Origin of the sequence: Streptomyces anulatus, assembly GCF_000721175.1 — a bacterium.
Taxonomy (GTDB): domain Bacteria; phylum Actinomycetota; class Actinomycetes; order Streptomycetales; family Streptomycetaceae; genus Streptomyces; species Streptomyces anulatus_C.
The window spans coordinates 14,947-40,126 of the sequence record NZ_JOEZ01000036.1 but is presented as its reverse complement, the minus strand read 5'-3'; the positions used below and the strand labels follow the sequence as shown (position 1 = coordinate 40,126).

The 25,180-nt window shown below is 74.4% G+C and carries 15 protein-coding genes; 2 read left to right on the top strand and 13 right to left on the bottom strand.

Annotated features, from left to right (window positions below):
* The first annotated feature begins 3 nt into the window (after positions 1–3).
* Entirely contained in the window at positions 4–345 is a 342-nt protein-coding gene (locus IG90_RS47180; protein ID WP_411572658.1) for a hypothetical protein, read from the top strand.
* On the opposite strand, the gene IG90_RS0132170 is transcribed toward IG90_RS47180, so the two are convergent.
* From IG90_RS0132170 to IG90_RS0132110, 13 genes are all read right to left on the bottom strand, one after another.
* Positions 261–2,258 carry a hypothetical protein gene (locus IG90_RS0132170; protein ID WP_030592606.1) on the bottom strand — a complete coding sequence of 666 codons (1,998 nt, stop codon included), beginning with the start codon at positions 2,256–2,258 and terminating at the stop codon, positions 261–263. The genes IG90_RS47180 and IG90_RS0132170 overlap by 85 nt on opposite strands.
* Entirely contained in the window at positions 2,255–4,306 is a 2,052-nt protein-coding gene (locus IG90_RS0132165; RefSeq protein ID WP_233436142.1) for a hypothetical protein, read from the bottom strand. The genes IG90_RS0132170 and IG90_RS0132165 overlap by 4 nt, the downstream gene beginning before the upstream one ends.
* Positions 4,303–7,098 carry a hypothetical protein gene (locus IG90_RS0132160; RefSeq protein WP_030592600.1) on the bottom strand — a complete coding sequence of 932 codons (2,796 nt, stop codon included), beginning with the start codon at positions 7,096–7,098 and terminating at the stop codon, positions 4,303–4,305. The genes IG90_RS0132165 and IG90_RS0132160 overlap by 4 nt, the downstream gene beginning before the upstream one ends.
* Complete coding sequence (locus tag IG90_RS0132155; RefSeq protein ID WP_030592597.1) at positions 7,095–11,060, bottom strand: tubulin-like doman-containing protein; 3,966 nt, start codon at positions 11,058–11,060, stop codon at positions 7,095–7,097. The genes IG90_RS0132160 and IG90_RS0132155 overlap by 4 nt, the downstream gene beginning before the upstream one ends.
* 49 nt (positions 11,061–11,109) lie before the next feature.
* Positions 11,110–13,374, bottom strand: coding sequence for a choice-of-anchor X domain-containing protein (locus tag IG90_RS0132150; RefSeq protein ID WP_030592594.1), 2,265 nt, complete (start codon positions 13,372–13,374; stop codon positions 11,110–11,112).
* A gap of 117 nt (positions 13,375–13,491) precedes the next feature.
* On the bottom strand, positions 13,492–14,043 hold the full coding sequence (locus tag IG90_RS0132145; RefSeq protein WP_030592591.1) for a Pycsar system effector family protein: 552 nt from the start codon (positions 14,041–14,043) through the stop codon (positions 13,492–13,494).
* Entirely contained in the window at positions 14,040–15,101 is a 1,062-nt protein-coding gene (locus tag IG90_RS0132140) for a hypothetical protein (protein WP_030592588.1), read from the bottom strand. The genes IG90_RS0132145 and IG90_RS0132140 overlap by 4 nt, the downstream gene beginning before the upstream one ends.
* Positions 15,094–17,712 (bottom strand): hypothetical protein, encoded by a 2,619-nt coding sequence (locus IG90_RS0132135; protein WP_030592585.1) that lies wholly within the window; start codon positions 17,710–17,712, stop codon positions 15,094–15,096. Before IG90_RS0132135 ends, IG90_RS0132140 begins: the two co-directional genes overlap by 8 nt.
* Positions 17,713–17,714: 2 nt before the next feature.
* On the bottom strand, positions 17,715–18,566 hold the full coding sequence (locus IG90_RS0132130) for a hypothetical protein (protein WP_033894838.1): 852 nt from the start codon (positions 18,564–18,566) through the stop codon (positions 17,715–17,717).
* A 101-nt stretch (positions 18,567–18,667) separates the two neighbouring features.
* Positions 18,668–19,378, bottom strand: coding sequence for a Crp/Fnr family transcriptional regulator (locus IG90_RS0132125; RefSeq protein WP_030592579.1), 711 nt, complete (start codon positions 19,376–19,378; stop codon positions 18,668–18,670).
* A gap of 420 nt (positions 19,379–19,798) precedes the next feature.
* A complete protein-coding gene (locus tag IG90_RS0132120) occupies positions 19,799–21,601 on the bottom strand; it encodes a lysyl oxidase family protein (protein WP_030592576.1) in 1,803 nt (600 codons plus the stop codon).
* Positions 21,602–21,875: 274 nt separating this feature from the next.
* Positions 21,876–22,583: a response regulator transcription factor gene (locus tag IG90_RS0132115; protein ID WP_030592573.1), complete on the bottom strand. Its 708-nt coding sequence runs from the start codon at positions 22,581–22,583 to the stop codon at positions 21,876–21,878.
* Entirely contained in the window at positions 22,580–23,821 is a 1,242-nt protein-coding gene (locus IG90_RS0132110; protein WP_030592569.1) for a sensor histidine kinase, read from the bottom strand. Before IG90_RS0132110 ends, IG90_RS0132115 begins: the two co-directional genes overlap by 4 nt.
* 141 nt (positions 23,822–23,962) lie before the next feature.
* Here IG90_RS0132110 and IG90_RS0132105 point away from each other — a divergent pair, with 141 nt between their 5' ends.
* A complete protein-coding gene (locus IG90_RS0132105; protein WP_030592567.1) occupies positions 23,963–25,168 on the top strand; it encodes a serine hydrolase domain-containing protein in 1,206 nt (401 codons plus the stop codon).
* Positions 25,169–25,180 lie beyond the last annotated feature (12 nt).

Here is a 25,180-nt window from a genome sequence, read left to right as displayed (position 1 = left end):
GCCGTGGCCGCATGGCGGAACCGCACGGGCCTCGCGGAGGCGGTGGACCACGGCCGCCCGTTCCAGGTGCTGCACGCCGAGCGGTTCGCCCACGCCCTGGCCCTGGCCCGGAGCATCACCGACCCGGAACTGCGGGCCCTGCCGCTGAGCGGGAGCGTGGACCAGTGGGCCGACAGCACGGACCTCGTCGGGCGGCAGGGGGCCGTGCGGGCCGCGGTCGACGCGTCGGCGGCTGACGGGCCCGCGCCACCGGCCGGCGGTCAGTTGAGAAGGATCATCAGGAGGATGCCGATGACGGCCGCACCGACGATCCCGGCGAACGTGGGCACGAACCAGTCCTGGTAGAGGAGACCTTGCGGCTGGGGGTCTCCGTCCTGCCCCGTGGGGGCCGGCTGCGCCGTCTTCGGCGGGGGCGCGGCCGGCCGCGCCGTCGGCATCGGCGCCGGTCGCGGCGGCGGTGCGGCGGACGACACCGAGGCGTACGAGGCCGGGAGCGGCACCGGCGGCGTCGTGGGGGCCGGGGCCGGGGCGGCGGCGGGCGGCACGGGAGCCTGTGCCCGCGCCGGAGCCGGTGCGGACGCGGGTACGGGTACGGGTGCGGACACGTGGTGGGCGAGGAGGCCCGTCACGACCTGCTGCCACAGCTCCGGGGGCAGGTCCGGCGCCCGGCCGCCCGGGGGTGTGACCAGGACGCGGCGCAGCCACTCCATGTCGGTGTCGCGACCGTCCTTGAGGAAGATGTTGAACAGCGGCCGGAGGTCGGGGGCGTGGTGGGGGTCCCGTACGAGCGGGGCGACGGCCCAGGAGAAGAGACCGGCCGCGCGCTCCCGCATCTCGGCCCCGGACGGACTGCCTGGTTCGGGCCGGGCGGGCCTGAAGTACAGGTTGTGCCGCAGCACTTCGGTGCACAGCGCGTGTTCGGTCGCCCTGTCCCGGGACCGCAGCCGGTCGGGATGGGCCAGCTCGGCGAGGACGAGATCGCGGGAGGCCCACGGCAGTCCCTCGGAGCGCAGGAGGGGGAGCAGCTGGGAGTCCCGGAGGTCCTGGAGCCGGGCGGCCAGCCGGGCGGACCAAGCGGTGTCGACGCCCTGGTGGACCAGTAGTTCGTCGTGCAGGCGTCGGAGTTCCTGGTCCTGACGTTCCTGGCGGTGGTGGTTCTCCCGGGTCTGGTCCTGGTGCTCGGGTTCGTACCGGGGCTCCGGGTTCCCGCGTTCGTACCGGTCCTCCCCGTTCTCGTGGGTCTCGCGCTCGTACCGGTCCTGCGGCTCCGGGGCCAGTGCCGGGGCCGGAACGTGCCGGGTGTTCAGCATCCGGCGCAGGGCGTCGCGCCGTTCCTGCCGGGGGAGGCGGGCCCCGGAGAGGAGTTCGCCGGTCAGGTGGGGCACGCCCGGGGGCATGCCGGGGCGGTCGAGCACGTACTCGACCATCTCCTTCGCCGCGGCCATCTCGACGTCCCCCTCCGCGGGGGCGGGCAGCCGCAGCCGGATGCGGGCCAGCGACCGGGCGTCCGCCGCCTGGGACGTCCAGCGGGGCACACAGGTGAGGCGCACCGGGTGGGTGTCCACCGTGTCGTACGTGGCGTAGCTCCACTCCGTGCCGAACCAGTCGCCGAACACCGAGAGCAGCCCGAGGTAGAGCAGGGGCGCCGTGTTGAGGCGCGGCCAGCCGGGCAGTTCGTGCTCCTCGGCGAGGAGCGAGAGGCGCCGGGACGGGTCGCGCAGCCACTCGGCGGTCACCACCATCAACGGCTTCTTCACCGTGGGGAGTTCCTGGGCCATCGTGCGCAGGCGCTCGGCCGCCGTCGCCCGCAGCCGCGCCCCGTCCAGCGTCGGCAGGCCCCCGGTGGCGGTCTCGGCGACGGCACGGTCGCTCCAGGCACTGCCGCCGAGACCCAGGCAGCGCAGCGGCGTCAGGGTGTCCGCGTCGCCGAACACCGCATGGCAGGCGGTGCTGGGCCGGCCGCCCCGGTCCAGGGTGGGCCACCGCTGGAGGAGCACGGTCCCGCCGGTCCGGGAGGGGACGCGGACGCTGCTCGTGCGGGGCGACGGGCCGGGGCCCGGTACCCAGAGGAGCGGACCCAGTTCGCGGCGGAGGGACTCCGCGCGCTCGGCGGAGCAGGAGTGCGCCACCGCCGCCATACCCGAATGGGAGCGGCCCTGGTTACCGTCCCAGCGGAAGACCACCTGGTCGAGCCGGCCGGGCCCGTCGAGCCGGTCGCGTCGGCCGGCCTCCTCACGCCGATCGAGGGCGTCGTTCACTGGGCTTCCCTTCCCACGCCGAATGATGCGGCGCTCCCGGGCGCCTCGATGATCCCGTGCATCGCCAGCAGCGACACCAGGGGTTCCAGCACCCGGCGCGGTCCCGTGCCCGCCGGGTAGCGGCCCTGGCTCTCCTGGCCACCGGTGGCCGATGCGATGTGCAGGGTGCAGCGGCGGAACGCGTCGAAGGGCCGCAGCCAGGCCTGCCCGGCGTGCTGCCGCAGCAGCGCGTAGACGTCCCCGCTCTCCTGGAGAAACTGGTCCGGGCCGATCGTGGCGGGCGGCCCCTCACCCAGCCATCGGTCCACCGGCGGCTGGAACCGGAGCAGGTCGGACTTGCCGAGGACCATCGCCGCCGGGGTCTCCAGATAGGGGCCCGTGCGCGGCAGCCGGTCGAGCACCGTGCCGAACGCCGCGTCGCCGTCCCGGTCCACCTCCGTGCCCCAGCGCCTGCGCACCTCGTCGAGCTGCGGCAGCGGCAGGGCGAGCGCCGGATCGACGACGAAGACCAGGGCGTCGATGCCGAGCAGGAAACGCAACGCCCCGTCGGTGCGGACGAGGTCCTCGCCGCCGAGGTCGAAGAAGGCGACCGGGCGCACCCGCCCCCGCGCGTCGGTGAGCAGCAGCGACTCGACGAACCGCGCGAAGCCGTCCAGGCCGACGCCGCTCGTGTGGTCGAGCACCTTGCCGCTGCGCAGCGGCTGCACCCGCTCGCGGACGAAGCGGGCGTGCTGCTCCGGGTTGACGGACTGCCAGCCCACCCCGTACCGCTCCAGACCGCCGTCGGTGATCTCGGCGATCATCTGGGTCAGCAGATGGCTCTTCCCGGTGCTGGACTGGCCGATCATGGCGACCGTCAGCGGGCGGCCGTGGGTGAGGTAGGGCACCGGGATGTGGTGCTCGGGGAAGTCCGGGTCGGCCGTGCACTGCTGGACCGCGCCCCGCATGACGTCCTCGCGCCGCACCGGGTTGCCGATACGGGAGAGGTCCAGGGGCCGGTACTGCATCTGGTCGTCCGTCACGTAGAGCTTGTCCAGGTCGAGCTGGATGCCCTCCAGGCAGTACGGGCAGAGCACCTCACCGGGGGGCCGGTCGTCGGGCGCCCCGTCCGTCGTGTCCTCGGCGGGGGCGGGCGTCCGCCGCTTGGCGTCCAGCGCCCGGTCGAACGCCTCCCGGTGCGGGCGTGCCCCGTCCCCCGCCGTGGGCCTCAGGCGCCGCGCCTCCTCGGGTGCCAGCAGCTCCAGCAGGGCCCCGGGGGTGGGCCGGCCGGCCGCTGCGGGGGCGAACGCGCGGGGCAGCGTCCCGGCGAGCACCCGGTGCTGCGCCAGGTCGGCCGGGGCCCGGTCGGCGGGGCCCGGGCGGCCGGTCACCAGCTGGTAGAGGACCTGGGCGACGCTCCACACCGCGTCCCGGGGATCGACGAGGCCCTCGCCCCGGTGCTGTTCGGGCGGGGCGAACGGCGCCCGGCCCCACGGCGTCCGGGGCCGGCCGGTGCGGGCGACGCCCTCAAGACCCCAGAGCTGCACCGACGTACCGTCCCAGAGCACCGTCGCGGGGGAGATCCCGCGCGGCACGAGACCCTGGCCGTCCAGCAGACACAGGGCCAGCGTCAGGTCCCGGGCGAACACCCGCTGGTCGGTCGCGGAGATCACATGGGTGCGCCCGGCGGCGGTGCCGCGCGGGGCGGCGTACAGCAGGAACGGCTCGGCGGTGTCCAGTTCGTAGCCGATGACGGTGGGGAACAGGTACGCGTACGGGGTGTTCTCCAGGGTCCGGTCGAGGTGGAGCGCGGTGCCCGCCTCGGTGTCCAGCAGGGCGCGGGCGGCCGGGTTGGCGGCGTCGGCCGCCGAGAGGAACACCTGGACGCACTGCTGGCCCCGGTCGTCGAGCATCCCGTTGCGGATGCGCTGGGGCAGTGCCGGGTCCCGGCGCGAAGGCGGGCCGAAGCGGGCCGGGGCGGTGCGCCGCCGCCCGGCGGGGTCGGTGAACACGAGGTGGGGGCGCGGGGCCCCCGGTGACTCGGGCCGGCCCAGCGGCGTGGTGCTCACCACCGGTCGTCCTCCCTGAACTCGGCGTTGACGGAGGAGGTTTCGGCGCGGTCCGGGACGTCGTCGGACCGGCGGTAGCCGTCATCGGACCGGTAGCCGTCATCGGATTGGTAGCCGTCGTCGGACGGGTAGCCGTCGTCGGGCCGGGGGCTGCCGACGGTCCGGGGGCCGCCGCCGGTGTTCTGCCGGGGCAGGACCGTGTCGACCACGCCCATCCGCAGTGGCGTGAGCCGGATCAGCCCCGCGTACCGCCCCGAGGAGGTCCACAGCGCCTCCTCGACCGGCGGCGAACCGCTCCTGCGCCAGGCGGCCTCGACCTCGCCCTGGAGGGTCGCCGGGGCGAACCGGATCCACAGGGCGGCCTCCGGGTCGCGGCTGAGGAGGGCCCCCTGTTCCGGCGAGGACAGCTGGACGACCGCCCCCCGGTCCGCCTCCCGCCCCACCAGCTCGGCGACCCGCAGCGAATCGGTGCCCAGCAGCCCGGCGGCCGTGGTGCGGGCCCGGTGGTCGGCCGGGTACGGCGGCGGGGCCAGCACCCCGTAACGCCACAGGTGGTGACGGGCGGCCGACAGCAGTTCGCGGACCCGCTCCTCGGTCCGCGAGACGGCGAGCGCCCCGGCCTGACCGCGTTCGACAGCACCCCAGTAGGGGGCCATGGCGGCCATCGCGGTGTTGCGGAGGTCCCCGGCGAGGGTGGCGACCAGCTCCGGGCCGCCCTCGCCGATCTCCCGGTCGAGCCAGCGCGGTGCGCGGTCGCCCCCGCCGTCCTCCCACGGGGCGTCGTCGGGGCCGGCGGGGTACGCGGCCGGGGAGGGCGAGCCGTAGGGGCCGGGGCCCTCGCCGTACAGGCCGGCGTCGCGGCCGGCGTCCCGGGCGTCGTACCGGTGGCTGTCCCGGTCGTCGTCCTGGCCGCCGTTCCGGTCGCCGTCCCGTTCCGGGCTGTTGTCCCAGGCGTAGGCGGCGGCCCAGTCGCCGTCGTCCGCGCCCCCGTCGGCGGCGCCGGGCTCCAGGGTCTCCAGCACGGAGGGCGCGGAGAGCCAGTCGTCGTCCGCGTACGGACCGGAACCACCCGTCGCCGCCGGGGCGACGGGCTCCGGTGCGGCCTGGGCGTCGGCGGCGGCCGCGGTCGCCCGCAGCATCCCGGCCACCGAGCGGGCGGCGTCGGCGCAGTACAGCCGTTCCTCGGCCGCCCAGTGCTCGCGGACCAGCTCCGCCAGCAGGGCGTCGAGCCCGTCCAGGGCGGTGCGCAGCGCCGTCGTGCCGCGCCCGGCGGCCCAGGAGTCGGCGGCGTCCCGCCAGAGCCGGCGGACCGCCTCGGCGGTGAGCCCGAGACCGACCAGCAGCCCGGTCCCCCCGAGCCAGAGCGGCGGGCCGGCGGCGTACGCGACCGCCACCCCGGCCACCGCGCCGGCGACGGCGGCGACCCGGGGGCCCTTCGTCCACCGGGCGGCGCGCCGGCCCGTGCGCAGCCGGCCCGCGCCCAGCAGCGCCACGGCCACGAACACCACCGGCACCACCAGCGCCGCCAGGGCGGCGGGCCACTGCCACAGGCCGCCCAGCAGCCCGGCCGCGCCCGCCATGAGCAGCACCCCGCCCGGGGTGCGGGGCGGTGCGGCGTACTCGGTGGCGGAACCGCGGTTCACCGACTCCTCGGAGTGGTCGGCGAGCCGGTGCAGCAGCGCGGTGCCCGGCACCGGCTCGACCCGCCCGGCCAGCGCGGTGAAGTGCTGGGCCACCGAACGCAGCGCGAGCCCGTCGCCGAGGAGCGTGCCCGCCAGCTCGCGCAGCCCCTCGCCGACGCGTTCCCCCGCGCTGTCGGCCTGGGGCACCCGCAGCCCGAGCGCGCCGAGCCGGGCGGCGGCCTCCGCGGTGGGCGCCGCCGCACCGCCACCGCCCGAAAGGGCCCGCTCCACCAGGGTGCGGAACCCGTCCAGGTCCTCGCGCGCCTGCCGCAGATCCGCTTCCAGGGCCTCGCGCCGGGCCGGGTGCAGCAGGCCCGGGAAGGCCCGCAGCGCGACGAGGTCCTCGTCCGCGCGGTCCAGGGACTCCACGCACGCCCGGTGCGCGAGGTTCGCCGGTCCGTCCGGCCGCCGGTGCCCCTGGCCCCGGCTGTCCCGCCCCGTCACGAGCGCGCGCAGCGGCTCGGGCAGCTGGGCGTCCGGGATGACGTCGACCGGGTCGCCGGCCCCGGTGTCCTCACCCGCGAACCGGGTCAGCGCGTCCCGCCAGGCCCGGTCCCTGACCTCCGTCGGCAGATCCTGCTCCAGCAGCCGGACCCCGGGGGCGGCGACGGAGTCGGGCAGCTTCCGCAGCCCCTCCAGGACCCGGACGAAGACGTCCGGGACCGACAGGAGGTCCACCAGGACGGCCAGCGACGCGGGGTCGTCCGGCGCCGGCCGGTCCAGGGCGGTACGGGCGGAACGCAGATCACCGGCCCACACCAGGCCGATCGAGGAGGCCCGCAGGGTCGTGGGCCGCACCAGCCGGCGGTCGGGGAGGTACGCCTCCTCCCCGCCGGCGTACGAACCGGGAGAGCTGCCCACCAGCAGCACCAGGATCCTGGTCTCGCCCACGGCCCGGTAGCCGGAGAGCAGTTCGTACTGGAGCTGGTGGTCGGTCAGCCCGGCCGGGGTATCGGTGACCAGGAACAACGGGTAGTCGGGTTCCGGCAGTCCGGCCCGGCCCAGCTGCTCGGCCACCCGGTCGCGTACCGCCTGCGCGGTGGCCAGGGCCGCGGCCCCGGCGCGCAGGTCGAGACGGACCACGGCGGTGGTGTCCTCGGGAGACGTCACTGCGGGCCCCCGTTCCGGTAGGAGCGCCCGGCGGCGTCCTCGTCCGCGTCCCAGCCGTCGCCGTCCCAGCCGCCCGGGGCCGTGCGGCGCACCGGAGGCCGGTCCTGCCCTCCGAGCCCGTCCGGCCCGCCGCCGTCCCGGCCGCCGAACCGGTCGTCGCCGGGTGGCAGCGGGCCGGCGAACCGGTCGTCGCCGAACCGGTCGTCGCCGGACGGCCTGGATCCGGGGAACCGTTCGTCGCCGAGCGCCTCGTCGCGGCGCCCTTCGTCCCGGGCCCGTTCGCCGGCGAACCGGTCGTCGCCGGACGGCCTGGATCCGGCGAACCGTTCGTCGCCGAACCGGTCGTCGCCGGACGGCCTGGATCCGGGGAACCGTTCGTCGCCGAGCGCCTCGTCGCGGCGCCCTTCGTCCCGGGCCCGCTCGCCGCCGAACCGGTCGTCGCCGAACCGGTCGTCGCCGGACGGCCTGGATCCGCCGAACCGCTCGCCACCGAACCCCTCGTCGCCGGACGGCCTGGATCCGCCGAACCGCTCGTCGCCGAGCCGCTCGCCCCGGCCCCGCTCGTCGCGCGAGGCTCCGGTCCCGTACCGCTCCTCCTCGTACCGCGACCCGCCGTCGTACCGCTCCTCCCCGTACCGCTCCTCCGCCTCGTACGAGTCGGAGCGGGCCGCCGACCGCGGCGCGGGCACGGTGCCCTCGCGGAGCCGTTCCCCGGCCGGGCGTTCGTCGGTGCTCGGGGCCGCCGTGCCCCAGTCCTCCTCTTCCGCCGGGGCGCGCCGGCGCTCAGGGGCCGGCCGGGAGGGGGGCGGCTTCGGGGTGCCGCCGCGCGCGTGTTCCAGCAGGGTGCGCAGCGTGGGCTGGATCGCGTGCTGGTCGCCGAACTCCGTGTCCAGGGCGGCGGGCAGGGTCTCCGCCCAGAACTCCCACAGCGGCCGGATCCAGCCGTCCACGCGCTGTCCGCCGTGCTCCCGGCGTTCCTCCAGGAGCTCCAGCTGGCGCGGGGCGATGCGCTCGACGAGCTCGACGAACAGCGGGTGCGGTGTGCTGCCCGCCCGGGCGAGGCCGAGGGGCTGGGCGCCCATCAGCTTGCGGCAGTAGTCCTCCACGGTCCGCTCGTCGTCCAGCACCGTCCAGCGCTCGTAGGAGCGCAGCAGCTCCGACCAGCTGGAGATGCCGCCGGGGAAGTCCCCCAGCCGCAGCCGTACGCCGGGGACGCTCGCCCCCTTCTCCGGGAACAGCCGCAGCCGCACCCTGGAGGGCGAGGAGGCCTCGCCCTCCAGGACGTCCACCTGGCCGTTCCACAGGCAGCACAGCAGGCGGTGCAGGATCGTGCGCCGGTCCTCCGCGCTGCTGACCATCCAGTCGTCCTCGAAGCCGAGGCGCTGCCGCCAGCGCAGGACGTCGTGGGCCTGCTCGTCGTCCTTGGCCCTGGCCCACTGGCGCAGCACCTTGCGGGCCTCGGGCACCTGGGTGAGGCTCATCTCGCTGCGGAAGAGGACCACGGTGATCGAGTCGCTCTCCACGCCCCGGTACTCGACGGAGTTCTTCGCGTCGGACGGCAGGCGCAACGCCTTGGCGAGGTACTCCTGCACCTCCTCCGCCGCCTGGACCCGCGGGTGGGTGACCAGGACCCGCAGCGGTCCGGTGCCCTCCGGGGTGAAGCCGACCGGCAGCAGACCGGCGAGCTTGCGGCTGAACAGGTCGAGGGCTTCCTTGCTGACCTGATCGGTGGCGTCGGCGTCCCCGGCGGCGGCCGCCAGCAGGGTGCTCATCGAGGGCAGCAGGGGCCGCTCCTCCACCTGCGCGCCGCTCTCCGCGAAGAGCCGGGTGATCCGCCCCTCCAGCCGGGCCTTGACGACTCCGACCGCACCGTCGGGGCTGCGGTGGCTCCGCGCGTGCACGTCCCGCCAGGTGTCCCCGTCGATGAGCCGCAGCAGCAGCGACGCCTCGTCGTCGCCCTCGCGGAGGCCCTCGCCGCGCACGAGCCGGGCCACGACGTCCTCGTAGAAGTGGTTGAGGCTGCGCTGCGGCGGCAGGAGGTACGAGATGCCGGTGCGCTCCGCGTACAGTTCCAGGCCCTTCTGCTCGGCGGACTTGCGCTCCTGGTCGGCCTGCTTGCGGAAGGCGTTCACCAGCCGGGACATGTCGGTGCCCGCCATGTCCGCCTGCGACTGCCAGCGCTGCTGCTGCTCCCGCCAGGCCTCGTGCCACACGGCCCGGCTGCGCCAGCGGTACCAGCTGTCCTGGGCCTGGAGAGCCGCCCGCACGTCGTCGTCGCCCCACCGGGCCGGGGACATGCCGGCGATGCGGCCCTTGATCCGGGGGGTCTTCGGAGGCTGGTCGGTGACGCCCGGGGGCCGCTTCGGGGCGCGGGAGCGGGCGGTGAGCATGCCGAGGAACCCGAGCCGGGAGATCTCGTCCTCGCTGTCGGGGACGCCCCTGACGAGGCGTTCGGCGAGGAACGGGTCGACCCGCTGCAGCAGCTTCTCGATCGCCGGGCGCGGGCTGAAGCGGGCCGCCATCGCGGCGGCCTGGCGGTCGGCGATGCCCTGGAGCTCGGACAGCAGGCGCTGCATGTCCCCGACCCGGTTGTTGAGCGCCTCCTCGATCGCCTTGCCGCCGCGCGGCAGCGGCTGGGGGTCCTCGACGGGCAACTGCTTGCGCTCCCACAGCTCTTCGAGGTGGGAGTCGGCGAACAGCTGGCGCACCAGCGGCACGGCGTCGTCCTTCGCCGGGTTGCGCGGCCGCTCCACCAGTTCGGTGACCGCGACCCGCAGCAGCCGCCCGGCCACCAGATCGGCCAGCTGGTCCATGGGCGCGGTCATCGACGCGACCAGGCTGGTGGAGACGCCCTGGCGGCCGATGCCGGTGGGGGACAGGGCGCTGCGGTGCACCCCCCGGTTGATGAAGCTCGCGGCGAAGGTCTGGAAGTCGTCGTCGCCGGCCATCGCCCGGCCCTGGGAGCGGCTGTCGCCCAGTTCGGTGCCGATCAGCGACATCACCAGCGAGACGATGGAGCGGCGCAGGTCGTCCTGGCGGATGCCCGCCGTCGGGCTGAACAGGAACGCGGTCGGCAGGATCCCGGTGCGCAGCCGGACCGGGGTGGTGCCCGGGTAGCGGATGCCGAGGCCGGTCTCCTGGTCGAGGTCGCCGATCTCCGCGCCGGCGGTCGGCGCGTTCTGCCCGTCGACCAGCCGGAACAGGTCGACGAGCGAGCGGGCGGCGTTGAGGTCCGCCTCGCGTCCGCCGCCGGTGGCGGCGGGGAACGAGGACGGCATGACGACCAGCGGGTAGATCTTCACGCCGTTGAAGCGGCGCATCCTGAACGCCTGGTTGATCAGGTGCAGATAGTCCAGGAAGATCCCGGCCCCGGTGCCGCCGGCGACCGAGAACGCGACGAAGACGTCGCAGCCGGTGACCCGGCCGCCGCCCAGTTCGCTCAGCTCGCCCGCGGACTTGGCGATGGCGTCGATCGCCTGGAGGAGGGGCTCCAGGACCGGCTGGAGGGAGTGCCGCAGCGTGGCGAAGAGCGCGGCCCGCCCCACCGTGGGGAGCTGCCCGGCGCCGTTGTGCAGCGGGGTGACGCGCGGTTCGCCGTCGCGCGACGGCAGCCAGCCCGCCACCTCGTCGCGCAGGCTGGCCCGCAGCATCTGCGTCACCTCCGGCGAACTGTCGAAGTTCGGCAGGAGGTTGTGGGTGGCCCGCGAGGTGCGGGCGTACGCCGCGCGCAGCGAGGAGTCCACGTTGAACTGGGGCAGCCGCTGGAGGTCGGACTCGCTGAAGTCCGCGTACACGAACTGCAGGCAGTCGGGCAGTTGGTAGGGGGCGAGGCCGCCGATGTGCTGGAGGGCCGTGCCGTCGGGGCCGCACAGGTCCACGCGCAGCTTGCGCTCCAGTTCGGCGCCGACGAGGCCGCCGGTCCCGCCCAGGCCGACGAAGAGCATCGGCTGGAAGATCTTCATGGGGTTCCTCCCGCATCCGGCCGGGGTCGGGCCGGTTCGTCTATGGGCGTCACAGGTAGTCGTCGTGTCCGCCGGTGCTCACCGGATCGGGCCGCCCGGGGGCGGCGGGGCGTACGGAGTCCTCGCCGAGGGCGAGGCTCAGCCGGTCGGTGAGTTCGGCCCGGCCGTTCGCGGTGAGCCGGGTCCGGGCGCCGCCGCGCCTGCGCAGCACCGCGCCGCCCTCGGGGCTGCGCTGCACGGCGTACAGGCCGTTGGTGCGCCGCTCGATGCGCGGATTGCTGTGCGCCTCGGCGATGTCGAACGCGTACCACTGCTTCTGGCCGTGCCCGGCCTTGTGGACGCCGAGCACGTCGCCGTCCTCGGAGATCAGGTGGAGCATCAGCCCGTACGGGTCACGGCGGCCCCGCCGCTGCCGGAGCCAGGCCAGTGCCAGCAGGACGCCGACGACGACCAGGGCGACGGCGCCGAGCAGCACCCACCAGTACCGGTCCAGGAGGCTGGGTTCGGGGGTGACCTGGACGGAGAGCGGGGTGCGCACCAGGGTGCGGTCGCCGTCGGTGGCGTCCTGGACGGTGACGGTGCCGCCGATGCCGAGCGGCCCGTCGTCGAGCCGCCCGTCGAAGGACTTCTCCGGTCCGATGCCGATCCTGATCTCGTGGGTGGTGGACGCGCCGGGCTTCACCACGATCTCGGCGGGGCTCACGCTGAGGAGCCCGGCCCGGACGTCCGCGAGGGAGAGCCGCAGGGTGTGCGGGGCGTCCGTGGTGTTGGTGACGGCGAGGTTCGCGGTGACGGTGTCCCCGGGGTGGCCGTCGCCGCGGACCGGGCCGAGCGCCGTGGTCACCGGCAGGGCCCCGGGGGCGACCTGGCCGCCCTCGCTGCGGGTGTCGGCGCTGAGCCCGGAGGCGGTGAGGGTGCCGCTGACCTTCAGGGCGCCGTCGGCGCTCTCCGGGACGGTGACCGTACCGCTGAAGGAACCGTCGCCCTTCGTGGGGTCGGGCCCCTGGCCGTCGTCGGTCAGCCGCAGGGGCAGGGGCGCGAAGCCGTCGCCGGTGAGTTCGCTGCTGACCTTCAGACCGGCGTAGTCGGCCGGGTCCTTGATCTCGTAGCCCTCGCGGGTCTGGAGCCGCATGGTGACGACGGCCTTCTGCCCGGCCTGCGGGGAGGGCGGGTCCATCGTGATGGAGCCGCGCAGTTCGCCCTGCCACAGGACGCTGACGCCGACGGGCAGCGAGCGGTGGCCCTCGGGGGCCTTCACGTCGACCTTCCACCGGCCGGGCACCGGGTCGATGATCTTCAGCGCCTCCACGGTGTTGCCGCCGCCCGCGAGTTCGAAGGTGGAGTCCTGGAACTTCCCGGTGGTGGGCACCTTGTTGCCGAGCGGGTCGGTGTAGGTGACGGTCACCTCGGGGGAGCCCTTGTCGACGACGATGGAACCGACGGTCGCCAGCGGCGAGATGGTGATGGGCAGGGTGGCGGGCGGGCGCCTGCTCGGTCCCGGCTGGTAGCGCAGGCAGTGCGCGGCGGCGAAGATCCGCTCCAGCACCGGTCCGACGTCCTTGGCCCCGGAGACCTTGACCGCGGTGGGGCGGGCGGACTTCAGGTCGACGCAGCCCTTCTGGTAGCCGCCGGCGGCGATCCTGTCGAGCTGCTCCTTGTCCGGGGCGGGACCGAAGCCGAGCGGCCAGATCTGTACGTTCTTGGCGGCGGCGTTCTTCAGCTCAAGGTCCAGCTGCCGCTTTCCCTCGGCCTCGCGGTGCGCCGGATCCCCGTACTGGGGGCTGCCGGTGACGTCCATCTCCCCGTCGGTGAGCAGGAACAGCACCCGGGGGACCGACGGGTCGGTGCCCGAGGTCAGTTCGTGCACGCCCTGGCGTATCGCGCTCGGGAAGTCCGTCCCCGTGCCCTCGCTCTTCTCGCGGCCACGCAGCTTCTCCACGCAGCCCCCGATCGACTCCCGGCCCGCCGCGTCCAGCCGGGTGCGGGGGCAGACGGGGTCCACCGCCCGCTGGTCGGCCGACTCGGCGGCGGCGAAGCCGAACACGGTGACGTGGGAGGTCGCCGAGACGTCACCGAGCGCGATCCGGGCCGCGGCGGCCTTCTCCGCCTTGATGTCCTCGGGCGCGAGGCTCGCGGACTGGTCCACGGCCACCGCGTAGTTGACGGAGGCGAAGGCGGGCGCGGCGGCCGGCTCCGGATCGGCGGCGGCCGGTGCCGTCAGGGAGGTGAGCAGGGCCGCACCGGCCAGGACGGCCAGCGCCGCCCGCCCGGCCCGGCCGGTGCCGGCCGGGCCTCTTCTTCGGTCATTTCGCACGACCGTCCCCTTTTACTGTCGTTGCCGTGTCTGCGTGGTGTCGTGAGGTTCTTGCTCAATTACTCTGCGTAGTCGTCGGTGGTGTGCCCCTGGACGCGGCACACCCGTGCGGGACGGTCAGCGCGCGGTCAGGCTCCAGGCGAGAGCCAGCACGGCCGACGGGGCGAGCGTGGCGACCGCCCAGCGGATCGCCCGGTACTTCGCGGACAGGATGGCGCTGACGTCCACGGCCTGGACGAGCAGCCAGCCGACCGGGTCGCGGCCCGCTTCGCCGATCCGGGCGGTCAGCACGTCGTAGTCGAACGGGGCCAGCAGGTCCCCGAAGTACGTCACCCCCTCCTGGTCGCGGACCGTGCCCGTACGCGGCAGCAGCGCGCGGACCAGGGCGGCCACCGCGACCACCCACAGCAGGCCCGCGGCGACCAACGCCAGGTCGCCGGGGCCCCGCCAGTCGGGGGAGCCGTGCCGCCCGATGAGGAAGGCGGGCAGGGCGAGCGCCCCCGAAAGCAGCACCGCCGCCTTGGAGTCGGCCCGGCCGAGGTCCTCCCGGACCGTGACCAGCAGCCGTTCCGCGATGCGTTCCCCCGCCCTGTCCGGCCCGTGCTGACCCCCGTCCGGCACCGGCGCGGTCGGGGCGGGGGAAGTCCGTGTGCCGCCGTCGGCGCTCATCCGTCGCCCTCCGCCCAGCCCCAGCCGTCGTCGCGCGGGCGGGCGCGCGGCGCGGGCGGCTCGGATACGGGGCCGGGTCCGGCGTCCGGGCCGGGCCGGGGGCGCCGCCGCACCGGAGGTTCGTCCGACACCCAGTCGGGGGTGAACGGCTCCTCACGGGCGGGCTCCAGCTCCTGCGGGCGGCGACGGGCGAGCCGGTTGCCGACGGGGCCCTGGATGCTGAGGCGTTCGCGGTTGAGATAGGCGAGCGCCTGGGCGTCCATCTCGCTGGAGGGGATCTGGCCGCTGGCGACCATGTCGAAGAGCCGGTCGACGCGGTCCTTCTCGTCCTGCCGGCCCTCCTGGCGGATCTTCTCCAGGAAGTTGTTGGCCGCCTCGGGATCCGAGGCCAGCATGTGGCTGAGCTGCTCCAGCTCGCCGCCCCGCAGCATCGTGAGGTAGCGCTCCTGGCGGATCGACTTCAGCTCGGACGCGGACGCCTCCTCCCGGACGGCCTCCGTGTGGCCGATCGTCCGGTCGTCCACCCGCAGCCGTACGTACAGCCGCACCCGCAGCCCGAGGTCGGCGCCGAGGTCGTTCCACCGGCCGGAGACGCACGTCCGGGTGATGGCGGTGTTGGCCTGTTCCGCCTGGTGCACCGGGAACTGGGCGGAGATCTCCCGCAGCCGCTCCAGGGTCGGCGCGGTGAGCCGCCGGGCGATGTCGGTGACCACCTCCACCGCCACCAGGTGCGGGTCCTCGACGGTCCAGTGGATGTCCACCTCCGCCTTGAAGAACGTCGCCCCGCCGGCGGCGGGCAGCTCCATCTTCAGCGTGGTGACGTAGGTGCCGACGGCGATCTCGCAGATGGTGTGCGGCCGGGCCAGCGGCGGCTTGTCGTAGTGGTCGATGCCGGAGACCCCGGCCACGCTGTAGCCCCGCCGGTAGAACAGCACCGACGTGGTGCGGGCGCCGCCCTGCCGGAACGAGCCCGTCGGCTTGTACTCCCGCAGGAACGGGCCCGCGGGCGTCGACGCGTCCAGCGCACCGTTCTCGGCCACGCCGTTCTCCTCAGCCATGACTCTCCTCCTCGTCGGACCCCCGCTGCCGCGCGGGCACGGCGAGCCGCCACAGGGCGCGCGCCGCTTCGGCGGTGAGCGGACGGTCCTGATCCCTCATCATTCGGCGCAGCAGCCAGTCCAGCCGCCGCTGGTCGCGCTCCTCGGCGATCAGGGCCGGCAGCAGGGCGGCCAGTCCCGGCCGCGTCCACTCGCGGCCGTTCTCGCGGGTCGCGGAGCGCACCATGTGCTCCAGGGCGTCGAGCGCCACGTCCTGGGACCGCGCGGTGTTGAGCGCCGTCCAGAACAGGTCGGCCAGCCGCCCGGTCAGTTCGGGCCGGGTCGCGGTCAGCGCGAGCAGCAGAGGCCAGTCCCCCCGGTCGCCCAGCGGGGTGCCGGGCTCGTCGTCGAGGACCTCGTCCACGTCGATCAGCGCCAGCCGGACGATGGTCACCAGGGCGAGGTCCTGGTACTCCTCGCCGCGGTGCGCGGTCCAGTCGGCCAGCCGCTTCAGCACGGTCGGGCACTCCGGGAGCGTCAGCAGCCGGACCACGTTGAGGGAGGCCACGGCCAGCAGCTCCCCGTCGTCGCGGACCCCGATCCGGGCCAGCGTGTCCAGGGTGTCGTCCATCGAGTCGGCGGACCGCCCGTAGCCGAGCGCCATGGCCGCCGTCCAGCGCAGCGACGCCGAGCCGTACCGCGCCCAGTCGTCGACCACCTTGCGCACCGCCCGGCGGTGCGAGGCGTGACCGGCGGCCTGGTCCAGCGCGGTGGCGGCGAAGACCCTGCGGCGCGGCGTGGGCGCCTCGGCGAGCGGCCGGACCACCTCCGTGTACCCGTGCTCGAAGTCCCGTACGGACAGCTCCCCGGCGGCCACCGCGGCGCGCATCGACACCTGCGGCCGGGGGTCGTCGGCGAGCAGCCGCAGCCAGCGGACGACCGGGGCGCGGACGGGGAAGTGCCGGTCCCAGACCTCGGCAAGCACGGCGGCGGGCAGCGCGGCCCCCCGGTAGAAGACCAGCCGCCCCTTCACCTCGGCGCCCGCCACGTCGACGTCCCCGTCGACCGGCCGGGCGCGCGAGAGCGCCAGGTCGGATTCCGGGTCGTCGCAGAACAGGGGGCGCGCTGGGGTGCTGTCCGGATCGCTCTGTACGGACAGTTCCCAGGTCAGCAGGTGGGCGGCGGAGGACACCGCGCTGTGCGACGCGCCGCCGAGTACCGCGAGCGCGATCCGGAACGCCACCGGGTGGAACAGGGCGGCGGTGCCGGACCGCACGGGCGTCCGGCCGTCGCCGGGCGGCGGGGCGGCCAGCGCCCGGTCCACCCCGGCGAACCACTCGTACGCCTGGACGGCCGCGAGCCCGCGGCACCCGGACAGCAGCTCCTCGCGGCTGACGGTGCCCAGGAGGTGCCCGGCCAGCAGGGAGGCGAACAGCTCGGCCTCGGCGGGGCGCAGGTCGTCGAGCCCCACCGCCTCGGTGACCTCGGGGTCCTCACGGAGCTCGGCCGCGCGGGCGAGCAGCCCGGCGATCGACCCGCCCCGGTCGCTGCTCCGGCCCCCGTCTCCGTCCCCGCCGCGGTGCCCGTCTCCGTCCCCGCTCCCGTCCCCGCTCCGGCCCAGGGCTCCCTCCCCGCACCCGTCCGCCTCCCGGTCGCCGTGTTCCTCCTCCAGCCGCTCCCGCAGCCGGACGGCGACCAGTTCACGGGTGGGGGCGGGCGGGCAGATCGCCCCGTACCGCCCGGCCAGCAGCGGGTTCGCCGCCGAGCCGACGCTCACCACGACCACCGCGTACGAGCCCCGCTCGGCCAGGGCCGAGGCCAGCTGGTCCAGGTCCATCTCGTCGGGCGGCAGCGTGCCCGGCCGGTCCAGGGCGGGCTCCAGCAGATACCCGGTGCCGCGCCGGTGGCCGCCCTCCCCGCCGGCCACCTCGTCGGCCAGCTTGCGCACCCCTTCCTCCGGGGCGGCGCGGCGCACCCGCTCGCCGTTCTCCGCGCCCTCGCCGTTACGGGTGACCTCGTCCAGGAGCGCCAGGGCGGTGCTGGTCCGGCCGGTGCCGGGGGCCCCGCCGAGCACCAGCAGCCGGCGGGATTCCAGCGCCCGGCGCAGCCGTACGTACCCCTCCGGCTCGATGTGGGCCCGCCGCAGCCGCCGCAGCTCCTCCTCGGGGACCGGGCCGCCGCGCATCGTGAGACCGGAACGCCGGGCGTCGAGGGAGACGTTGATGTCGCCGACGTGGGCGTGGGCGATGCGCGAGCGGTCGAAGCTGGTGAAGTCCCGGCCGCTGGTGAGGAGTTTCTGCCCGGCGCGGCGGGCGCGCGTGGCGGCGGCGAGGTCGGTCGGCTCCTTCTCCCCCTCGTCCTCGGCGAGCGGGTCGCGGGTCAGGTCCTTGAAGCGGTCCGCGGCGCGCTCGCGCTCCTTCTCCCGCTCGGCGGCCTCGTCGTCGGCGGAACCGGAGGCGCCCGGGCCGTCGGAGGAGTCGGAGGGTCCGGGCGAACCTTTGCCGTCCGGGGCGTCCTTGGCCCTGTCGTCCTTCCGCGCCTCACCGCGCGGCGGTGCCTCGGGAGAGCGGGCGTCCTTCGGCTGCGGGGCCGCGCGTTCGGCCGGGCCCTCGGCCACTGCTTCGTCGGCCATGCTCAGTCCTTCCGGGGGCCGGCGCCGGTGACGCGGCCGATGTGCACGGGCTGCTGGTAGACGTTGTGCTGGTGTACGGAGAGGTCGCCCTTCGCCGTGTACCGGGCGGGTGCCTCCCCGTCCTCGCCGTCCACGTCCCCGTAGCTGTCGCCGTCGTCGGCCCGCTGGTCCCGCTGACCGCCCTCCACCGCGGGGGCGGGGGCGGGGGCCGGTCCGCCGGCGGCCGGTGCGGCCGGCTCCTCCGGTGCGAGCGGCCCGATGTCCGGCGCGGGCCGCCCCGGCAGGTGGAACCAGGCGGTGACGGGGCCCTCCTTCAGGGCGACCCGTGCCGGGGCGAAGCGCGCGGGCTCGATGAACTTGCCCCCGGCGGAGACCACATCGGCGTAGAGGGAGTCGGAGACGGCGAGGACCAGATCGGCCCGTTCGCGGTCCAGCAGCTCCCGGGCGACGGAGGAGTCGGCGAGCCGGCAGGTCAGGTCGACCGCGCGCCCGCTGATGCCCCGGCTGTCGTGGCGTACGGGACCGACGTGCATCGCCACCCGCAGCCCGAGCGGCACGAGGAGGCCCCCGTTCTCCTCCCGCAGGTTCTCGTGGACCTCCACCATCCACAGGCCGAGCAGCCGGGTCACGGCGATCCGGCCGGGCACCGACATCAGCACGCCGTCCCCGCGGTCCTCCAAGTGGACGGCGTCCCGGACCACGCCGGCCTGGGCGAACGCGTTCTCCAGAACCCGGTAGATCCGCTCCCGCATCCGCGGTTTCTCCGCGTCGCCGTACTGCCCGGAACGTCTGGCGTCCACGCTGATGACCAGCTCGTAGCGTGCCTCACCGGCATCCAACGCGTCGTGCTCCACCCCGTGCCCCGCTCTCTCTCCGCCGCCGCTTGCCGTCCCGTACAGCTTCCGGCCCGGGACGAAGGCCGTCTGTAGCCGTTTACACACGGCGGGGCAGAGCTTTACTCCCGGTGCCCCTCCGCGAGGAGGGCGAGCAGCGCGGGGTCGAGGATCTCCACCATGCGGGTACCGGTGCGCACGATGTTCTGGGTGCGCAGCAGCCGCAGCGCCTTGGCGACCGCTTCCCGGGTGGCCCCGACGGTGGCGGCCAGCTCGTCCTGGGCGAGGTGGACGACGACCCCGGTGGGCCCGGGGCCGGGCGCGGACGGCGCGTAGGGGCCCGAGGGGGCGACCCGGGAGAGTTCGGTGAGCCGGCTCGCCAGGCGCTGGAGGACGGTCAGCGAGGCGAGGGCGGAGCGCTCCTGGTCGGCGCTGCGCAGCCGGAAGGTCAGCTGCCGTATCACCAGCCCGCTGACCCGGGGATGTGTGGCGAGGAACCGGCGGAACGCGTCACCGCCGATGACGGTCGCCTCGACGGTCCCGAGGGCCCGTACGGTGGCGCTGCGCGGGTGATTGTCCAACGCGGCCATTTCTCCGAGGAGTTCGCCGGGCCCGCGCAGCCCGAGTATGAGCCGGGTGGCCCCGCGGTCGGTGGTGCGGGAGACGGTCGCCCAGCCGCGGAGCATGATCACCACATGGCCGGTCCGGTCGCCCTCGGTCAGGAGCGGGGTGTCGGCCGGGTACTCCTTGCGGTGTCCCAGGGCCATGACGCTCTCGTACTCCGGGGCGGTCAGAGCCCGCCCGAACGCCAGCTCATCGCCGAGCAGCCCCATGGCCACTCCCCCCGCGGCGGTATGTATGGCCCGATCTCGTTGGCGTAGATGTTTCCAGAACCACCCCTTGAGGGGAGTGAATTGCGCCACGCATGCACTACGCATAGGTAATCGATGCATTGCCTGGTCGGCGCGGGTGTCCGCCGCGAACCCCCTCCCCGTACCCGCGAGGCGGAGGGGATCCCTCCGTGGCACCCCGGGCGCCGTGTGGGCGCCTGAGCGTGTCCCTGACCGGCCCAGTCGCGGCGGGGCCGGGGCTGCGGCCGTGGAGCAGCGGTGGGGCGGGGCCGGGGTGAGGGGCGCACGGGTGAGTTGGCGAGAACTCGGGTTTGGGTCCCCGCGTGCCACCGGCCCCGGGAGCACTTTCCCGGGGCCGGCGGAACGTACGGGCGGAGCGCATCAACGCCCCGTTGAGAAGGACTAGTTGGCGTTCACCAGGTGATGGGCGGGAACCTTCACCGTGCGGGCGCCCTTCTTCCCTCCGAGGACGACCTTGCGCAGCGCGCTGTTGTTCTTGTGGTTCGTCTCCTTGAGCCGGTTCTCCGGGTTGGCGAGGACCTGGATGTAGTACGTGCCGTTCGGCAGGTCCGTGATGTCGAAGGACTGGCCGGGCAGGTCCTGGGTGTAGGTGTCACCGGAGCCGACGTCGAGCACCTCGCGGACGGAGACCGAGTTCTCCTTGCCGCACGCGGTGGACAGGTCGGTGTTGTCCGGGTGCCAGTTGGCGTTCTTCACCGTGTAGTCGACGGCGTCGGTGTTGGCCAGGCAGAACGCCTCCTTGCCGCTGCGCACCGACTCCTTCTTGTCGGCCTTCAGCAGCCGGTAGCTGGCGAAGTCCGTGAAGTGCCAGTGCTCGTGGCCGGGGCGCGGGTCCCACTCCATGGTGCCGGTCGGGGTGTAGCCGACCTGCTTGCCGTCGGCGTCGTAGAAGTACTGGTAGGCGTCCATCAGCTCCTTGCCCGGGGAACGGAAGCCGTCCACGACGAGCTTGGCCGGGCCCGCGTTCCACACGTTGGCGCTGAAGGCGAGGTAGTCCTTGCCGGGCACCTCCTCGTAGCCGTCGCTGACGGTGATGCCGTAGGCGGGCAGCGAGCGCAGGTCCGGCTTGGGCACGTCGGGCACGGTCGCCTTGCCGGTGGGCCGCTTCGCGTTGGGCTCGACCGCCGGGGCCCGGCGCGACCCGTCGGTCTGCCCGGCACGGTCGCCGACCTCGGCGGCGGAGAAGGCCTGCCGCTGGAGCGACTCCTTCTTCAGCGCCCAGGGCAGGGCGGGCGGAGCGGGCGGGTAGGGCCCGTGACCGACGTTGAACGTGGAACCGGCGCCGGTCGTCCGGGTGGCGGGGGCCTCGGTACGGGCGGGAGCGCCGTGTCCGGCGTGGGCGGAAGGCGCGGCGGGCGCGGCGTCGGTCTGCCCGTGCCCTTCGTGTCCGCCGTGCGCGCCGTGCGCCGAGGTGGCGGACCCGGGGGCCGCGCCGCGGGGTTCGGCGGCCACGCCCGCGCCCTCCTCTTCCTCCCAACTGCGCTCGCGCACGACGACCTTGACGGTCTGCGGCTTGTTGGCGATGCCGAAGAGGTCGCGGTACTTCTTCGTCACGGAGATCTTGGCGGTGTAGGTCCCGGCGGCCAGCTGGACCGGGTCGGAGTAGTAGCCGGCGTAGGTGTTGGACGCCCAGCCGTTCTCGACGCCCCACACCGAGCCGAGGGTGAAGGGGTTCACCGGACAGCTCTGCGGATACTTCGAGTTGGCGGGGGCGTCCGGCCGGATCCGCCCGGAGGCGTTGTTCGGGCAGAAGGCCTCGGTCTTGCTCAGCACGGTCCTGCCCGCCGCGTCGGTGACCGAGATCTTCGCGAAGCCCGGCAGCCCGGAGAAGTCCTTCACCAGCCCGGCGGGCAGAGCCTTGGCCGTGGTCTTCTTCCCGTTCCGGAGGATCTGCTCGGCGACGACCGGGTCCTTGTAGGACTTCCGGGTCACCTTGAGCTCGAAGGCGCCGTTCTCGGAGGTGAGGTACGTCCCGAGGTCCAGATAGACGCCGGGCTCCTCCTTCCACGAGTCGAGCGTCACCGAGGTGGAGGCGGCGATCAGGCTGAGCTTCGGCGTCGGCTCCGCCGTCTTGGCGTCGGGCGCGGCGGCGACGACGCCCGCTGTCACGGCGACGGCCGCGGCGATGGCGATCGAGGGGCGGGTCAGGCGGTTCGTGCTGCTCTGCGGGGATCTGGTCATCATTCCTCGTACTTCCGGCTTTCGGGTGCGTGGCGGAACGCGGACGAGCAGCACGGCCCCAACTCACCGGTGGCGACGCTGTGTCCGGCCTGTGAGAGGCGGCGGAAGCCCGATCGGGTTGTCTGCACTCACCCGGGTGGCCCATGGTTGTCCGAAAAGCACCCTTCGGCTGCCGCCTGGGCAGGGGCGGGAGGAGGAGCCGCACGCTGAGGACGACGTCCCGGCCGCCGCCGAGGTGAGCGGCCGTGCGGGCGACTGTGAGGACGGCGTAAGCCGGTCATTCGGCGAAGCGCGGGACCACCAGGCCGGACTCGTAGGCGATCACCACCGCATGGGTCCGGTTCTGCGCGCCGAGCTTGGTCAGCACGTTCCCGACGTGGGTCTTGACCGTCTCCAGGCTCACCGTGAGAGCCTCCGCGATCTCCGGATTGGAGAGCCCGGTGGCCATCAGCCGCAGTACCTCCTCCTCCCGGCCGGTCAGGGCGGCTTGCGGCAGAGCCTGCGCGGAACCCAGCGGGCGGGCGGCGACCATGCGGCCCAGTGCGGCCGGGAAGAGAACCGCTTCGCCCGCCGCCACCACCCGGACCGCTTCGGCGATCCGGCGGACCGGGAACCGTTTGAGGACGAAGCCGCTGGCGCCCGCGCTGAGGGCGGCGGTGACGTAGCCGTCGTTCTCGAAGGTGGTGATCACCACGACCTTCGGCGGGTCGGCCGTTTCGGCCAGCAGTCGGCGGGTGGCGTCGATCCCGTTGAGACGCGGCATGCGGACGTCCATCAGGACCACGTCCGGCCGCAGGCTCCGCGCCCGGTCGACCGCCTCGACGCCGTCGGCGGCCTCGCCGACCACCGTGATGCCCGGCTGGGCGCCGAGCAGCATGCTCAGGCCGCTGCGGGTCACCTCGTCGTCGTCCGCGACCAGGAGGGTGACGGCGGGGCCGGCTTCCGCGGGGAGGGCCGTGCCGCCGTCCGCGCCGGATCCACTCATGCCGACGCCCGTACCGGCAGCCGGACGGCCAGCCGCCAGTGCCCCGTTCCGTCCGGGCCGGACCGGAACTCACCGTGCAGCAGCCTGACGCGCTCGGCCAGTCCCGGCAGGCCGTGGCCGGACGTCGAGAAGGGTCCCGGGTCCGGCCCCGTCCGTGCTCCGGTCCGGTTGACCACCATGAGGTCCAGTCCGTCCGGCCCGGCCGCCACCTGGACCTCGATGGGGCCGCCCGCCCCGTGACGCAGCGCGTTCGTCAGCCCCTCCTGGAGGATCCTGTACGCCGCCCGGGAGAGCGTCCCCTGTACTCGCGCCAGTTCACCCGACAGCTCCGGTTCCACCACCGCCCCCGTGTGCCGCAGGCGTTCCAGCAACTCAGGGAGGTCGGCCAGGGTCCGGGTCGGTGCCGTTCCCGACTGCTCCTCGCGCAGCACTCCGAGCGCGTAGTCCAGGTCCTCCAGCGCGGCCCTCGTCGATTCCTCGATGCTGCGCATGGCGGCCCGCGCCGCAGCCGGGTCGGCGGAGAGCACCTCGCCCGCCACTGCCGCCTGGATGGTGGTCGCCGTCAGTGTGTGCCCGATCGAGTCGTGCAACTCGTGGGCGATCCTGCTCCGTTCGGCCAGCAGCAGTTCCCGCTCGGCAGCCAGCGCGAGCCGTTCGGCCGCCGACGGCCCCAGCAACCGTGGTGCCGACCACTGCAGGGCCTTCGTCACCAGTGCGCAGACGGCGAACGCCAGCAGAACGCACACCGCGGCCGCCGCCCAGCTCCACCCGCCCGACAGCCGGACCGACGTGCCGAACAGGCTCGCCCGCACCTCGCCGCCGAGCCAGTTCCCCGGCAGGGAGAGGCCCATGATGAACAGCACTCCGCTCGCCAGCGCCCCCGTCCACCCGACGGCCACGTGCAGCACCAGCCAGAGCGGGGTCCGCCAGCGGTCGAGGCCGAGTGAACCGGAGGCGCGGCGGACTGCCACCGGGTTCGGCAGCGGCACCCGCAGCAGCCTGCGGGCGGACGCGACCAGCGCTCGCCGTACAGGGCGCGCCAGTCCGACCACGCCGACCAGCGCCGCCCAGACCAACAGGACCGCGACGACCTGCACGCTCTCGGGGGCGGAACGCCACGACAGCGCCGGCAGCAGGGCGAAAGGCAGCAGCGGAAGGCTCGCCAACGCGCCGCAGTAGGCGAACAGCACACCTGAGTACGTGGAGCCGCGCAGCAGCAGCCGTATTCCCCTGATCATGGTCGCCAGTATCGCCGGGCGGCTCACCGGTGGCCTCCCCCGATCGGGGGAGCGCTTTCTCCTGCCTTCCCGCGATGCGGTCGAAGGGCCCCACGAGCCAGGATCTGTGCCACGACCACACGACTTTCCGGGAGTTGACTTATGCGTGCTCAGACACGGCAGGGCCTTCGCTTCTCGATCCGGCACCAGGGCGGACGACGGCGACGGGCCGTTTCGGCCGCGGCCGCGGTGGCCGTCGGCGTCATGACCCTGGGCGTCCTCGCCCCGCCCGCCGCCTCCGATTCCGCCGCTTCCACCACCTCCGCCGCTTCCACCGCCGCCAGGCCGGACGCCGTCCAGCGGGCCCTGAACACGCTGGTGCGCGATGACGGGATGCCCGCCGCGCTGGCGAGCGTCAAGAACAGGAACGGCCGCACCCGCACCTACACCGCGGGAACCGGCGACCTGGCCACCGGCTCGAAAGTGCCCAGGGACGGTCAGGTGAGGATCGGCAGCAACACCAAGTCGTTCACGGCGGTCGTAGTGCTGCAGCTCGTCGGCGAGGGAAAGATCGACCTCGACGCCTTCGTCGACACCTACCTGCCCGGCCTCGTCCGCGGGGAGGGCATCGACGGGCGCCGCATCACCGTCCGCCAGCTCCTCCAGCACACCAGCGGACTCCCGGAGTACGGCATCCACCTCGACGACGCCGAGATCAGGAACCGGTACTTCGAGCCGCGCGAGCTGCTCGACCTCGCTCTCCAGCACGAGGCCGACGCGGACCCGGGGGAGACATGGGGGTACAGCAACACCAACTACGTCCTGGCCGGCCTGATCGTCCAGAAGGTCACCGGCCGCCCACTCGCCGAGGAGATGGACCGGCGCATCATCCAGCGCATCGGGCTGCGCCACACCTACTTCCCCGCTCCCGGCGACAGAACGATCCGAGAGCGGCACCCGCACGGCTACCACCGCAGCCCGGCGGACGGACCGCTGCGCGACTTCACGGAGATGGACCCCTCCGCAGGCTGGGCCGCAGGCCAGTTGATCTCCACCAACTCCGACCTCAACCGCTTCTTCACCGCGCTCCTGGCCGGCCGCCTCCTCCCGGCGGCCCAGCTCGTCGAGATGCGCAGGACCGTCCCCGCCGGGACCTCCGGCCTCCGCTACGGGCTGGGACTCACGAGCAGGCCACTGTCGTGCGGCGGCGTCTACTGGGGCCACGGCGGTGACATCGCGGGGTACGAGACGCGGGGCGGTGTCACCGACGACGGCCGCGCTGCCAACGTCGCGGTCACCAGCATCCCGACGGACAAGGCGGCCGCACGGCACGTGAACGACGCCGTGGACAGGGCCCTGTGCGGTTGAATCACGCGAAAC